The organism is Spirosoma jeollabukense (assembly GCF_054777855.1).
This window is the reverse complement of record NZ_BAAHAD010000001.1, coordinates 1,323,143-1,338,126: the sequence shown is the minus strand read 5'-3', so window position 1 is coordinate 1,338,126 and position 14,984 is coordinate 1,323,143. Positions and strand designations below refer to the sequence as shown.

The 14,984-nt window shown below is 53.0% G+C and carries 12 protein-coding genes; 5 read left to right on the top strand and 7 right to left on the bottom strand.

What is annotated here, in order from left to right; genetic code table 11:
• Window positions 1-58: 58 nt before the first annotated feature.
• Window positions 59-289 carry a hypothetical protein gene (locus ACYVEA_RS05435; protein ID WP_461112326.1) on the top strand — a complete coding sequence of 77 codons (231 nt, stop codon included), beginning with the start codon at window positions 59-61 and terminating at the stop codon, window positions 287-289.
• Between the two features lie 4 nt (window positions 290-293).
• Window positions 294-746, top strand: a complete 453-nt coding sequence (locus tag ACYVEA_RS05430) for a nuclear transport factor 2 family protein (protein WP_461112325.1) — start codon at window positions 294-296, stop codon at window positions 744-746.
• A gap of 193 nt (window positions 747-939) precedes the next feature.
• Here ACYVEA_RS05430 and ACYVEA_RS05425 read toward each other — a convergent pair whose 3' ends face one another.
• Both ACYVEA_RS05425 and ACYVEA_RS05420 read right to left on the bottom strand, forming a co-directional pair.
• Window positions 940-1,998: a medium chain dehydrogenase/reductase family protein gene (locus ACYVEA_RS05425; RefSeq protein WP_461112324.1), complete on the bottom strand. Its 1,059-nt coding sequence runs from the start codon at window positions 1,996-1,998 to the stop codon at window positions 940-942.
• Between the two features lie 159 nt (window positions 1,999-2,157).
• Complete coding sequence (locus ACYVEA_RS05420; RefSeq protein ID WP_461112323.1) at window positions 2,158-2,850, bottom strand: aspartate/glutamate racemase family protein; 693 nt, start codon at window positions 2,848-2,850, stop codon at window positions 2,158-2,160.
• A 343-nt stretch (window positions 2,851-3,193) separates the two neighbouring features.
• Between ACYVEA_RS05420 and ACYVEA_RS05415 the strand changes: the two genes are divergently transcribed.
• Entirely contained in the window at window positions 3,194-4,045 is an 852-nt protein-coding gene (locus tag ACYVEA_RS05415) for an alpha/beta fold hydrolase (protein WP_461112322.1), read from the top strand.
• Window positions 4,046-4,136: 91 nt separating this feature from the next.
• On the opposite strand, the gene ACYVEA_RS05410 is transcribed toward ACYVEA_RS05415, so the two are convergent.
• The 5 genes from ACYVEA_RS05410 to paoA form a co-directional block, all read right to left on the bottom strand.
• Window positions 4,137-6,539 (bottom strand): FtsX-like permease family protein, encoded by a 2,403-nt coding sequence (locus tag ACYVEA_RS05410; protein ID WP_461112321.1) that lies wholly within the window; start codon window positions 6,537-6,539, stop codon window positions 4,137-4,139.
• 290 nt (window positions 6,540-6,829) lie between these two features.
• The gene (locus tag ACYVEA_RS05405; RefSeq protein WP_461112320.1) at window positions 6,830-8,491 is read right to left on the bottom strand and encodes a carboxylesterase/lipase family protein; all 1,662 of its coding nucleotides are present in this window, start codon (window positions 8,489-8,491) and stop codon (window positions 6,830-6,832) included.
• Window positions 8,492-8,743: 252 nt separating this feature from the next.
• Complete coding sequence (gene paoC, locus ACYVEA_RS05400) at window positions 8,744-10,954, bottom strand: aldehyde oxidoreductase molybdenum-binding subunit PaoC (protein ID WP_461112319.1); 2,211 nt, start codon at window positions 10,952-10,954, stop codon at window positions 8,744-8,746.
• A gap of 1 nt (window position 10,955) precedes the next feature.
• Complete coding sequence (locus ACYVEA_RS05395) at window positions 10,956-11,906, bottom strand: FAD binding domain-containing protein (protein ID WP_461112318.1); 951 nt, start codon at window positions 11,904-11,906, stop codon at window positions 10,956-10,958.
• A gap of 60 nt (window positions 11,907-11,966) precedes the next feature.
• On the bottom strand, window positions 11,967-12,605 hold the full coding sequence (gene paoA, locus ACYVEA_RS05390; protein WP_461112317.1) for an aldehyde dehydrogenase iron-sulfur subunit PaoA: 639 nt from the start codon (window positions 12,603-12,605) through the stop codon (window positions 11,967-11,969).
• Between the two features lie 273 nt (window positions 12,606-12,878).
• On the opposite strand from paoA, the gene ACYVEA_RS05385 reads away from it, so the two are divergent.
• Both ACYVEA_RS05385 and ACYVEA_RS05380 read left to right on the top strand, forming a co-directional pair.
• A complete protein-coding gene (locus ACYVEA_RS05385; protein WP_461112316.1) occupies window positions 12,879-13,766 on the top strand; it encodes a helix-turn-helix domain-containing protein in 888 nt (295 codons plus the stop codon).
• A 328-nt stretch (window positions 13,767-14,094) separates the two neighbouring features.
• A complete protein-coding gene (locus tag ACYVEA_RS05380) occupies window positions 14,095-14,889 on the top strand; it encodes an SDR family oxidoreductase (protein WP_461112315.1) in 795 nt (264 codons plus the stop codon).
• Window positions 14,890-14,984 lie beyond the last annotated feature (95 nt).

Here is a 14,984-nt window from a genome sequence, read left to right as displayed (position 1 = left end):
TGGGGTTGGGGCCCTTTTACCTTTGTATCAGTCATTTACAAAAAACTGATACAAACCCATGAAAACTTCCCAACTCCGTAAACTGACCCGGTGGATTCACCTGCTCAGTGCAGCCGCTATCGGCACCTATGTATACGCTCCCTGGCACAACCTTGCCTGGTTTACCCTCCTGATGCAGATCGTGGTTATACCCAGTTTGAGCCTAACCGGCCTCTGGCTGTGGAAGGGCCACCTGTTGCGTCGAAAAACCGCTACAAGTTTAGTCTCTGGTCACCCTCTAAATGCCTGAAATCATGTATCATTCAATCGTTAAAAAGCTGGCCCTCCAGAGTTTCGAGCACCTGAATCGGGGCAACTATGAAACGGTGCTCAAAAGTATTTCACCGGCCATAACCCATACCTTCAGCGGTCATCACGCGCTGGGCGGCACTCGGCATAGTATTGGAGCCATGCGCCAATGGTTTCAACGCCTGTTTCGTCTGTCGCCTGGCCTGGCTTTTGAGATTCAGAATGTTGCCGTCAATGGCTGGCCCTGGAAGACGACCATTGCTGTCGAGTGGATCGACCGGGCTACCCTCGCCGATGGCTCAGATTATGTGAATGAGGGTGTACATGTCATAAAAATGCGCTGGGGCAAAGTGGTCTACTTACATGCCTACCTGGATACTGCGCTGACTATTGCCATGTGCGAACGGCTGGCCGCCCATGGTCTTTCTGAAGCGTTGGCCGCTCCCATCGAAGATTAACCAGATCAGCGCTGTCAGAAGCAAACGGTACGTCTTATAAACCACAATACGCCGAAAGGAATGACACGGGCGACATTTCTTCTGTTTTTTGGTGACAGCATAGATTTAGATATTATAGACTGCTCTTGTTAATAATTATATGTTTTTAAATCTAGCCCTATACAGGGAAAATTAACGTGTTTGGACTAATTTATTAGGCATGGGCTGGGGTGAGGATTACTTTCCCGTATACCGTTCGGGATTCGGCCAGTTCCATGGCTTGCTGAATGTGATCCAGCGAAAAGCGAGCGGCAATCCGGGGGGTGAGCACGCCACTGAGCAGCAAGCTCATTAGTTCAGCAAAATCATCCTGTAACCGGCGTTGAAACGCCTGACTGCCCCGGCCCGCCATCACATCATAGAACAAGGCCCGGCGGCCATTGGGTAACAGGTTCCACCAGGTAAGTTCGGCGATCAGGTCGATGAAGTTAACAAGCATTGATTTATTACTCAGCATGACCGAGGCAATGGCGTAACTAACCAGCACTCCGCCCCGTTTGAGTAAGCCAAAGGAGTGCGTAAGACCGCCACCCCCTACATTATCGAGAACAGCATCGACCCCATCCGGCGCTAGTTGCCGAATCTGCCCCGCCCAGGCAGGATCCCTATAATCCACGGGCTCAACACCTTGTTGCTGCAGGGTGGCGTGATGCCGACCCGAAGCCAGGCCGATCACCTGTACCCCAGCGTGCAGGGCCAGTTGTACCAATATTGTGCCCACTCCACCGTTCGCTCCATGCACGACGATGGTTTGGCCCGGTCGAATCTGGGCTTTACGATGCAACATCTGCCAGGCTGTGAGCCCGTTGACAACCAGGGCTTCCGCATCAGCCGGATCAATTTCATCCGGCACGGGCAACAGCTCATCGGCCGAGCGCAGGGCATAGCTGGCCCAGCCCCCGGTTTTGGTCAGGGCCGCTACCCGTTTGCCCATCCATGAGGCATCAACGCCCGGCCCCATGGCGGCCACCGTGCCGACCAGATCGTAACCCGGCACAAAGGGGAAGGCGGGCTGGCCCGGATAGCGGTCACGGCGCATGGCCTGCTCGGCAAAGGAGATACCATTGGCTTCCACCCGAACGATCACCTGGCCAACTGCGGGAGTGTTTAGTACGTTGTTGCGAATGAGGAGTCCGCCGGGGTCCACCGGGGCGGGTAGCACGACTTCCTGGCTAACGAATGTTGGCTGATTGGCTTCTTGTGTCGTCTGCATAGCTTTGTGTGTTGTTCTTCAACCAGGACTTTCTTATAAAAATGACAGGGTGCCGATAACCCTACCTCTGTGGCTCTCCAGACTACAAAACCATGACTGTCGCTCCTTGCCAGGCCAAAACATTGTTCCAACTCCTGTCCCAGTCCATAGCCCCAGTCGTCAGTTGGATAATGCAAAGTCAACCGCTGCCTCGGAATGAATGGCGATCGTGTCAAAAATTGGAATGCTGCAATCCGTTTGATTAAGCAATAGTGAAAATTCAGCGCTGCCAAATACAACTCCCTCTGCTCCGTAACTTTTTAATTTGTCGATAATGTCGATGTATTTATTTTTTGTTTCGTCTTTAAAGACTCCTTTTGTCAACTCGTTAAAAATAGACGCATGAATGAATTCCTTATCCGCTTCGTCGGGAACAATCGTTTCGATGCCCAACTGGGAAAGACGATCTTTAAAGAACGGATGGTCCATTGTAAATTTTGTGCCAAGAAGCGCAACCTTATCAATTTTTTGGCGAACGATTTCCCTGGCTGTTTCCTCGGCACTATGTAGCAATGGAATGTTTATTTTTTGTCGAATCGTATCAGCAACCAGGTGAACGGTGTTGGCACACATCACAATGCAGTCAGCTCCCGCATGCTCAAGTTGTATGGCAATGCCTGATAACATCTTTTCAACTGCATCCCAGTCGCCTACACTTTGTAGTACACTGAATTCTTCAAAATCCACCGAAAAGAGAAGGAGTTTAGACGAATGAGCGCTGCCAAGCCGTTGGTTTGTGAGTTGGTTAAGCGTCTTATAGTAAACGGATGTAGCATACCAGCTAACCCCACCAATTAGTCCTAATGTTTTCATAAATTAATTATTAGTTTGACAAACCATACGTTGTTTTAAGTAGCAGCCAACGGTCGAGGTTTAGGGGGCGACCCGCGTGTCTTTTACCACCTCACTGAAGTAGTAACGGACAGGCTCCACCTGCCTTTCCCTATACCGACTCCCTTGAGAGGGTTATATGAGACACGTAAAAATTAAAGAAAACAACTCAATAGAACGACCCTGTTCGATCCTCACTCGGACACAGTAAGTCGAATGTTAATACATGAATCAAAAAGAGAGGTAAGACAAAAGATAAGAAATTGATTATGGATTTCCTTGAACAAATGCATCTCCAATAACATGAAGTCTTTATCCAAGGCCTATGCGAACCTGGTTGCTTTTATTTTTTCTGGTCAATCGTACCTACTTAAGTTATGGACAGGATGGATTTATAACCGGTTTACCTAAACTGGCTTATTGGCAGGTGGGCCAACAACCCACCACAGTCATTGTCCTACATGGGGGGCCAGGGGCCACGCATCAATACCTGCGCCCCGAATTTGATGCCTTAAGCCAGACCGCCAGGGTCATCTACTACGATCAACGAGGTTGTGGTAAAAGTGATCCAACTGCTTCTTATACCTGGCAGGAGCATGTGGCTGATCTCAAACGATTGATCAATCGCTTGGCCAAAAATCAACCCGTATTTCTAGCGGGCTCTTCGTGGGGAAGCTTCTTAGCGATTCTTTATGCCTATACCTATCCCCAAGATGTTAAAGGACTCATTCTGAGCGGCACTGTTGATTGGAAAGGGCAAGAGGGAATTTATCAGCGGGATTCGCTGGTAGCCAGGCGGGTCATCAAAGCCCTAAAAGGGTCAATCGGCGAAACCGGTCTGGTGAGTCGACAAACACCCGAGAATTCCGTTCAGCAGGACACGGTCAGCATTTCCAAAGAGATTGAGATTACTTCGGGCTTGCCTCAATACGAACCGATTATGAGTATGGTCTCCGCGCCAAAGGCCGAACGCTTAAAACAAATCACAGTCCCGATATTATTGTTCAACGGCACCAAAAGTGTCCAATTTGATGGGGCTGGTGAGTATCTGGCGTTGTTTCCCCACGTACGGGTACAAACGATTCATGATGCGGGTCATGACCCTTGGTTACGAGACCCGAATTTGTTTTTTTCGATTAGTATTAGATTTATTCGAGATACTACGGATAGGAATTAGCTTAGTCAGCTACCAGGCTGTTGGGTGATGGCCTATCCATGAAAACTCCTCTCAAGTAGGATCGTTAACTGAGAATAGGTGATTTATGCGGCTATTCGCTTCGTAATGACTTCACTGGATTTACCAAAGCCGCCTTGATGCTTTGATAACTCACCGTTAGCAGCGCAATAACCATCGCTAACAAACCTGCCCCGGCAAACACCCACCCCGAAATCTCGATCCGGTAAGCAAAGTCCTCAAGCCAGCGATTCATGGCATAATACGCAACAGGTGATGCCAAAACGATCGCGATGAGCACCAACGTCAAAAAGTCTTTGGAGAGCAGCGCTACGATACTGCTCACCGACGCCCCCAGTACTTTGCGCACCCCGATTTCTTTGGTCCGCTGCACGACCACATACGAAACCAGCCCGTACAGCCCTAAACAGCCAATCAGAATCACCAGTAGCGTAAACGCATTGACGAGCCGGACAATCAGCGTTTCGGTTTTGTACATACTGGCTACTTCCTCGTTGAAGAACTGGTAGGTAAATACCTCGTCTGGAAACACCTCCTGCCAACTTTTTTTGAGTTGATCGAGTGTCTGCGTCATATCTTGTCCGGCAACCCGTACACCCGCTTTTCGGTACCACTCAGGCCAGCAGGCAATGACGCACGGGCTGATTTCGTCGCGCAGTGATTTCTGATAAAAATCCTTCACCACCCCCACAATCGGCAGCGGCACGTGTGAGAGATAATGCAGCATCGGCTTGCCTAGAATCTGTTCGGGTTTGCGGTAGCCGAGTTTGTGCATCAACGTCTCATTGATGACGTAGTCGCGAATGGTGTCGCCCGGCGTGATCGTTCGCCCCGCCAGCAGGTATAGCCCGTACGTTTTCAAATAGTCAGCATCGGCCAGGCGGTCGCGGATGGGAAATTTTTCCCAGTCGGGTTTCCCGTTGAATTTTATCTGTCCACCATACATAGCCGGGGTCGCCGGGGGCACTACCGATAGGCTAACCGACCGGATGCTGCTGTAGGCCAGCAGCTTTTGTTTGAAGGCGTCATGCCGGGCTTTCTGATTATAGGGCAGGTCAACAATGACCACGTTGCCTTTGGTGAAACCGGGGTCGGCTTGCTGCATATGGTGTGTCTGCCGGGTAATGATCAATGCACAGAGCAACAGCACCTGACAAACGGTAAATTGCGCGATAACCAGCACCCGGCGCAGGGTCAGCCCCCCGCTGGATGTCGTTTTGAGCGAACCCGTCAGGGCCGCCCAAGGCGAGAAACCCGACAGCACAAAAGCCGGATAGCCGCCTGCCAGCAGCAGAATCCCACCCGCCAACAACCCAAGGAATCCTACCGTTAACCCATCAAGGTGCAACCGGAGCGGGAGCTGCACCCAATCAGTAAATACGGGGAGAATCAGTAGGGTCAGCAGTAAGCCCAGCACTAGGGCTGCCCCGACCACCAAGCTGGTCTCGGCCAGAAACTGCCGAATCAATTGCCCTCGTGTACTGCCCAGGGTTTTGCGCACGCCGATTTCCTTACCCCGTCGGAGCGCCTGGGCCGTCGACAAATTGACGAAGTTAATGCAGGCAACCACCACCAGCAATAGGCCAATAATGCCCAGCGACCACAGCAGTGGCGAGCGGATGGCGTGGGCCGGGTCTCGAAGCACATCGGTGTGCAGGTTGGCAAAGGGCTGAATGATAAGCTTAAAAAGGTGGGCCGAGGGGCCATAGTATTTTTTCTCAAGGGCTGGCATAGCCTGCTGTAACGCTCCGATTGCGGATGAATTCTTCAGCCGGGCATATACCCGATTCGTACTGTTGAGCGCAAACCAATCGTCGGCCATTCCCGCGCTTACGCCAATCGAGTACATTGTCGGCAGCGACACGAGCATTTGTATAGGGGTATCGGTGGGGCCGGGTGCATCGGCGACTACGCCCACCACCGTCGTCACGGCTTTGTTTTGTAGCGTGAGCCGTTTACCCAAACAGTTACTTGTACTGAAATATCGCTTCGCCCAGGATTCGGTCAGCACGATCTGATTGGGTGCACGCAGCGCTGTTCTGGGGTTCCCCGCTATCCAGGTGTAGGTTAACACATCGAGCCATTCGGGTTCCACGAAAGCTATGCCACTATGTTCCATAAAGCGGGTTAACGGAGTGTCAGTGGCCCGCTGGAAACTCACCTGGATGTCAGGCTGATTCAGCATAAATGCTGCCTGCTCAACCTGGGGATAACTCGTTCGCAGCGTCTTGGCCAGCGGGGGCGGGCCTCCAGCGTCTGGCTCAACGGTACCGTCTTCCAGGTGGAGGTCGGTGCTGAAACGAACGAGTCGGTCGAAGTGAGTCTGGTAGCGGTCGGTGCTAAGGTGGTAGCGGAGAAATAAAAAAATGAGCAGTCCCCCCGCTATGCCTACCGTCAGACCCAGCACATTGAGCAACGTGTAGGCTCGTTGCGACCACAAATTACGCAGTGCTATTTTGAGGTAGTTTAGGACCATACAGAAAGAATCAGTCAGGACGCGGGAAAATTAGTAAATTCACAGATGCACAAGCTAATTCTTAATATTGTTTAACAGGCTGCTTGACTTACTCGCCCCGCAGTGGGCTATCCTTATCCTGACGTATGCGTATTCATAAAAAGATGATAGTCACGGAACACTCGTTACATAATTAATATGATGTAAATTACAACTGATTATACGCCAGATAACATCTGCTTTGTTATTGGGTTTCGTTAGCGCTAGGAGGATGAGGGGTAGGCAGTAGGGAAAGCCGCCAGCTTCTTCCTTCAGACTTTACCGATCGAGCGCCACATAGCCAACTCCTGGCTGAAGCGGTTATTAATTACCTCACAGGTGGCATCAATGCGCATGGATGGGCGAGTTTTCAGGTTGTAGGCTGGCCAGGCGGGAACATCCCTGGCGGCTGGTTTACCCGTCCGGGCAAAGGTGGTCCAGAGTTCAGCGAAGTGGCGGGAAGCCGTAAACCGTTCGGGCCGATTACCGCCGAAGAAACTCTCTTTGGGAGCCGAACCGTCGCGGGGGGGCACCTCGTTGTTGAATTTAAACGAAATATCCATCGCGTGGGGCGTACCCAGCGCGTAGTCCGTGTCCGGAATTTTCTTTTCGGACTTGTAGCCGAAATTATATAAATACACCGGTGCTCCGCCCTGCTTCACTTTTTTCTCGGCAATATCGACCGAGCCAAGCCCCATCATGGTGATAGACGAGATGGCGACAAAAACAGCGGGGGGCGACGCGTTGGGGTTTGCTTTCCGATACGTATCGACAATTTTCCCGGCATCGGTTCCATACTGTGGTTCCAGTTTTTTCTGGACACCCTCAAAATCCAGTTTGGCGAACGCGATGTCTTTGCTTTGCCAGGCAAAAAAAGTGTACTCGTCTTCATTCCAGCCCACCAGTAGGGGTTTGTTGCGTGAGATGGCCGGTGCCGTCGGATCGAAGGGATGATGAGGCAGCACGACACCATCCACCACGGGTCCGAACCCGCCGTAGGTCCGGCGCATCAGGCTCTGCCTCCGATTCTTCTCCTGGAACGGTGGTACGGACGGTAGTTTGTTCTGCATCGCCAGCAACGTAGACGCTGGCACATCGAGCAATTTGCGCCAGTCTTTCGGGGCAATACTGAGTTCCTTCAGCAGCATGGCCGTTGTTTCGGCGGCAACCTCTTTGGGGAGCATGCGAACGCCCGGTCCGCTTTCAATCGAGGCTTTGTTGAAGTAGGGAGCCGCATCGGGCATGGCGTACAGACAGGATGTTTTTGCCCCTCCCCCCGATTCGCCCCAGATCATTACGTTGGTAGGGTTGCCCCCAAACTGAGCTATGTTGTCGTGTACCCATTTCAGACCAGCCGTAATATCCAGCATGCCCATGTTGCCCGAACCAGCATAGTCTGAACCAGCCAGCTCGTCCAGATAAAGAAAGCCTAACAGCCCCAGTCGGTGGTTTGCTTCCACAACGACCACGTCGAAGTTGCGGGCCAGGTTCGAGCCATCCTGCCCCCCCGATGCCCCCGAACCAGCTACAAATCCACCCCCATGGCTGTAGAACATCACCGGGCGTTTGCGATTATCGCTGGCTGGTGTCCACACATTCAGGAACAGACAGTCCTCAGCGGGATCCGGTTCGTTGCGCCGGGGTGCCTGAATGGCGGGTGCACCAAACTCAAGCGCATCGCGCACACCCGTCCAGGGGGCCAGGGAAGCGGGTCGTCGAAAGCGCCGATCGCCGGAAACACGTCCTCCGTAAGGGATGCCCTTAAAGATTGTTACGCCTTCCTTCCGTACCCCTCTCAGTCGACCGTGGGTGGTAGCTACCTCAACGAATTCGTCAGCCCGGCCAACGCCTGAAACTCCATATCCGGGTGCAGCCAGTGCGGCTGTAGCCAGGGTTAATCGGGTCAAGAAATTGCGTCGGTCTAAGAGGTTCATCGGGTTGGTGGTTTAGGCGTTCAGGTTTTGCTTATAAAAAATGGGCTCTCTTGAATCGCTCTGCTGCTGGTTTCTTACGTAGCGATCGGAAAACCGAATGTGATGTTGGGCTCAGCCATTGAGGCTAAATCCACTGTACTAAACGTTATTCGTCATCTACTCCCAATCCTTAAGGGAGGCTTTGCTTGACTATTCGCAAACTAAGCCCCTTTAAGGATTGGGAGTAAAATTTTAACTTTATGAATGCCTAAATCACCCATTGATAGTCAGTTTATCGATCAGCTTGTCGAGGGTGATGGGGTACTGGCGAACCCGGATACCCGTGGCATTATAGACGGCGTTGGCGACCGCTGCTGCCACGCCTACCAACCCCAGCTCACCAATCCCTTTGGCCTTCATCGGCGACATGGTCAGGTCGAGATCGTCGAGTAAAATGACCTCCTGATGCGGAATGTCGGCGTGAACCGGCACTTCATAACCCGCCAGATCGTGGTTGACAAAGAAACCAACCTGTTTGTCGACCACCAGTTCTTCCATCAAAGCCGCGCCTACCCCCATCGTCATGGCCCCGATGACCTGACTGCGGGCCGCTTTGGGATTCAGGATACGCCCGGCCTGACAAACGGCCAGCATTCGGCGCACCCGGATCTCCCCAGTATAGCGGTTCACGCCCACTTCCACAAAATGAGCCCCGAAGGTATCCTGGGCGTACTCCCTGGAAAGGGTTCCGTAGGTCATTTCATCCTGGACGACCAATTCAGCTGCTTTAGCTGCGTCACCCAATGGATAGCTACGGTTGCCCGCGCGCACCTGTCCGCCCACGAACTCGGCTTCTTCGTTGCTGATGCCTAGTGACGTTGCTATGGCTTCGCGCAGTTTAATGCAGGCCGCATAGACGCCCGACGTAGCCGAGGCCGCTCCCCACTGTCCACCCGAGCCGGGTGACTCCGGAAACGTCGAATCGCCCAGTTTGACCACTACTTTATCCAGGCTGACGCCCATCATCTCGGCGGCTGTTTGCCCGATAATGGTATAACTGCCCGTTCCGATATCGGTCATGTCGGTTTCGACCGTCACGATGCCTTCCCGGCTCAGCCGTACGCGGGCCGCCGACTTCATAACGGGTGCCCCCCGGATGGCCGACGCCACGCCCATCCCGATCAGCCATTGCCCCTCCCGAACGGTGCCGGGTTTGGTCGGTCGCTTATTCCAGCCAAACTGCTCAGACCCGGTTTTCAGGCACTCGACCAGTTTACGGGACGAAAATTTGCGACTTGGTTTTTCGGGATCCTCCTGGGTGTCGTTTTTGATGCGGAAGGCTACGGGATCCATCTTAAGTTTTTCGGCCATTTCATCCATGGCAATTTCCAGGGCCATCATGCCCGTCGCTTCCCCCGGTGCGCGCATGGCACTTCCTTCTGCCAGATCGAGATCGGCTAACCGAAGTTGGGTAAACCGATTAGCGCCCGCGTACAGCAGCCGGGTCGATGCGGTGGCCGTTTCGGATATACCGCCGGGCAAATTACCCGACCAGCTTTCGTGCCCGATGGCGGTGATGGTTCCGTCCGGGTTGGCACCGATCCGGATGCGTTGAATCGTCGCCGGGCGGTGGGTGGTGTTATTCATGATCAGCGGCCGGGGCAGGGTTACTTTTACCGGTCGACCCACGGCCCGGGCCGCCAGCGCGGCCGCGATGATGTCGGACAGGACGGTACCTTTGCCGCCGAAGCCGCCACCAATAAAGGCGGATATCAGTCGGATATTTTCTTTCGGGATACCCAGTACCGTGGCGATGTCGCGAACGCCCCAGTTGATCTGTTGAATGGATGCCCAGCATGTTAGTTTATCGCCGTCCCATTTGGCGATGGTCGCGTGGGGCTCCATCATGGCATGGGTCTGGTCGGGGGTGGTATAGGTTTCGTCCAGTTTGATGGGAGCCGACGCAAAGGCTCCCTCAAAATTCCCTACGTTCGTTGTCGGGGGTGGACTGAACGGACCCGGCTTAATAAGAGGTGCCGAGTCTTTGGCGGCTGCCAGATCGTAGGCTCCTTTGGTTTTGGTATAGCTTATTTTCAGCAGCGAAGCTGCCGCGCGGGCCTGCTCGAAGGTCTCTGCCACGACCACGGCGACCGCCTGGTGATAATGGTCGATGTCGGGCCCGGCCAGCAGCCGGTCGACGTAGAATTTACCCGGCTTGAGTGGCCCGGCACTGGCGGCAGTCACGATCGCCAGCACACCGGGGGCGGCCTTTGCCTTTGACTGATCGATGGACCTGATACGTCCTTTGGCAATGGCCGCGCCTACGACGTATCCATAAGCGGGATTGGTCACCGCGTCGTTGTGTTCGTAGGCGTATGTAGCCGTCCCCGTTGTTTTTAGCGGGCCTTCGATGCGGTCGGTTGGTTTGCCAATGACCTTAAGCTGGTCGATTGGATTGATTCCAGCAGGCGTTTCAAATTTCATGTCAGTGGTTGGCTTCGTCTAAAACGGCCGCCAGGGTACGTTCGACCAGGGCTACTTTATATTCGTTCTCCTTGGTAGGTCGGGCACCGGTCAACAGTTGGGCGGTAAACGCCTTCGCTCCGGATGGCAGCCGTGATTCGGCCTTTTCAACCCGCCAGGGCCGGGGAGCTATCCCCCCAATGGCCACATGACCAGTCCCATCTTTCTGTACGATTGCCGCTACTGAAACAAGCGCAAAGGCGTAGGAACTGCGGTCGCGCACCTTGTGGTAGATATGCACCCCACCCACCGGGGGCGGCAGCCGTACCGCCGTGATCAGTTCGTTTTTCTCCAGCGTCGTTTCCAGGTGCGGAGTCTGGCCCGGCAGGCGGTAAAACTGGTCCAGCGAAAGGGTGCGTTTGCTCCCATTGGGGTTTATCGTTTCGACGACTGCATTCAGGGCACGCATGGCCACGGCCATATCGCCGGGGTGGGTGGCGATGCATGAGGCACTGGTACCGATGATTCCCAACTGGCGACTAAATCCGGCAATGGCTGCGCAGCCGCTGCCGGGCACCCGTTTGTTGCAGAGCTGGTTGGTATCGTAAAAATACGGACAGCGGGTGCGCTGTAACAGATTACCGGCGGTGGTCGCTTTGTTGCGCAACTGCCCCGACGCGCCTGCCAGCAGCGCTCTGGTCAGCAGCCCGTAATCCCGACGCACGATGGGGTGAGCTGCCAGATCGGTGTTGCTAACCAGCGCACCAATACGTAGCCCTCCAGCCGGGGTTGATTCTATTTTGTTGAGGCCAATTTTGCCAATATCGATGATGTGCGCCGGGGCTTCTATTTCCAGTTTCATCAGATCGAGCAGATTCGTGCCTCCAGCCAGGAACTTAGATCCCGGTGTTCGGGCTGCGGCTGCCGCGGCTTCGGCGGGTGTGCTCACCCGCTCGTACGTGAATGTTTTCATACGCCTTTGTTGATTGAGGGCTGGCTACGGATAAATGAAGATCTGGGATGAACCGATGATTTAAGCTTGCTTTTCGGCCACTTCACGCATCGCTTCGGCGATATTGGAATAGGCCCCGCAGCGGCATATGTTGCCACTCATCCGTTCGCGCAGTTCCATGTTAGTGACCTGTGGTGTATCCAACAGACTGGCGCTCACGTGACTGGGTAGGCCGGCCTTGATCTCGTTGAGTACGGCCACCGCCGAGCAAATCTGCCCTGGTGTGCAGTAGCCGCATTGGTAGCCATCGTGCTTGATGAAGGCCGCCTGCATGGGATGGAGCTGGCCGGGTGTTCCCAGCCCCTCAATGGTGGTGATGGTATCACCCTGGTGCTGCAGGGCCAGCGATAGGCAGGCATTGATCCGCTGGTTATTGACCAGTACCGTACATGCACCGCATTGCCCGTGGTCACAGCCTTTCTTGGTGCCTGTAAAGTGGAGGTGTTCCCGGAGGGTATCGAGCAGGGTCGTTCGGGTATCCATTTCCAGGTTGTGGGGTTGCCCATTCACCGTGAATGATACCTTCGCCAGCGACAATGGAACGGAATGCGTAGCCGCCTGGGTACCCGTCAGGTTCCCCAGAGTAATGACGGCAATCGCAGCGGTCGTTCCCGCAATCATTTCACGCCGACTCATTGTCGACTCGTTTGACTCTTTCATCGTATTGCCGTTTCACGGGGTTAATCGGTACTGGTTCGTTTAAACGAGCCAAACCCGCTCAGGGGGTACCAAACAAGAAGTTCGACACGTTACAGGTTTGAACTTATTTTAAAACCACACCTTTTTTTCTTTAAAAACTACATTGAGCACGCTGCAAAGGTACCCAGTGTCAACCTACGCTGTTTTATACATTTTACGGTTTTGCCTACCACTTTTACAGGTAGCCTACAGACGCACGGTTTTTCGTCCCTAGATTTGACCAAAACAGAACTCATGATCCACTACGACACCATCAAAAGGTATGCGGATAAGTTTAACAATCGAACCCAGCATCCGCTCATCAGTCTGGTTGATTTTAATCAGTCGAAGCCCCTTCTCCGGGAGAAGTTCATGCTCAGCCTTTATGCCATTATCATCAAAGAAACGAATTGCGGTGATCTGCGGTACGGCAACCAGTACTATGATTATGCCGAAGGAACGATGGTTTTTTTTGGGCCTGGGCAGATCATAACCAATGAGCCGGAAGGGGAACCGCATCAACCGTATGGGAAGGCTCTGGTCTTTCATCCCGACCTGCTTAAAGGCACCAGTCTGGGTAAACAGATCCACGACTATTCATTTTTCAGTTACCAGTCCCATGAAGCGTTGCATCTTTCCGACAAAGAAAGAGCCGTCGTGACGACTTGCTTTGACAATATAACGGTGGAGATCAGCCAAAACATTGATCGCCACAGCAAGCAGCTGATCGTGGCGAACCTGGAATTGCTCTTAAAATACTGTTTGCGCTTTTATGATCGGCAATTCATCACTCGGGAGCACGCGAATCACGGCATTCTGGAGCAGTTCGAAGAGAAACTAAACGAGTATTTACTGGGCGAAAAATTAGGTACACAAGGCGTCCCTACCGTGGCCTACTTCGCCCAGTCGCTGAACTTATCGCCCAATTACTTCGGCGATCTGATCAAAAAGGAAACGGGGAAGTCGGCCCTGGAATTCATCCAACTGCGGCTGATTGACCTGGCGAAAGAGCGGCTATTCGACACCCGTAAATCGGTGAGCAAAATAGCCTATGAACTAGGGTTCAAGTATCCCCAGCATTTTACCCGGTTCTTCAAACAGAAAGTGGGGGTTTCGCCGATTGAGTATCGAGGGTTGAATTAAAATTATCTGTTTCGCCAAACGTCCTATTATTGAAGCAGATACAGGAGAAAAGATGTTTCATTTGGGAGCCTTTATTGAGATGACAGGACAACTTTATACTTACTGGAGCTTGCCATTCCGTCGTAACGACTAACTAGCCGATTGGATTCTTCTGATCCTCTGCCTACCATCGACATCTTAGAAGGCCTAGGTGAGTTTTGACTAAACTAAACCGTCATTCGGCTAAATCCGTCTCGACAACCAGGCTCACCTTTGCACAAACAAACACTTAATCCTGAACAGGATTGAGCACAACGTTTGAACCAATTCATTCAGACATATGAATCCGATGGAAAGTAACAAACATCAGCACCAAGATCTGGCCGGTAAAACGGCTTTGGTAACGGGCGGCACCAAAGGCATTGGCAAAGCCATTGCCGACAAGCTAAGTCAGGCAGGAGCCCAGGTTATCATTACAGCCCGACATCATCCCGGGAAGACCAATTTGATACATCATTTCATGGAAGCCGATATCACCCAGCCACAACTGGTAGACAAGCTGGCCCAAGCCATCAACGAAACGTTTGGAGGCCTTGATATCCTCGTTAACAATGTTGGCGGAGTGACCGCACCCGGTGGGGGATTCAGTAGCTTAACGGACCAACACTGGGAGAGCGAGTTGCGATTTAACTTGTTGGCTGCCATTCGGCTAGACCGAGCGCTGTTACCCCACATGATTGATAAAAAAAGCGGAGTGATTGTTCATGTTTCATCAGTGGCTGGTTTAAAGCCAGTGTGGTATCACAATTTGGCGTATGCCGTGTCAAAAGCGGGACTAAATGCTTATAGCAAAGCCCTGTCAAATGAACTTGCCCCCAAAGGCGTACGCGTGCTGACCGTATCCCCAGGGGCGACCAACACGCCCCTGATGCAGCAACTCATCCAGAATTTTGCGGCCACTTCCGGCCTAAGTGCTGAAGAAGCCTTTCTACGAATGGCGACGCAAGCGGGTGGCATCCCAATGGGTCGAATGGCGGAACCGGAGGAAGTCGCTTCGCTGGTTCATTTTCTGGTTTCACCAGCAGCCTCCTACTTGACCGGTGCCAACTATTTGATTGATGGGGGCACGGTGCCAGTAGTGTAAAGTTGAGTAAGGGGTGAACCGTATGCTTCCTCCCTGGACGGGCTTACCCAACTCATGGATGAGCGCAGTGGCCAATCAAAAGCGTACGGGGTGAG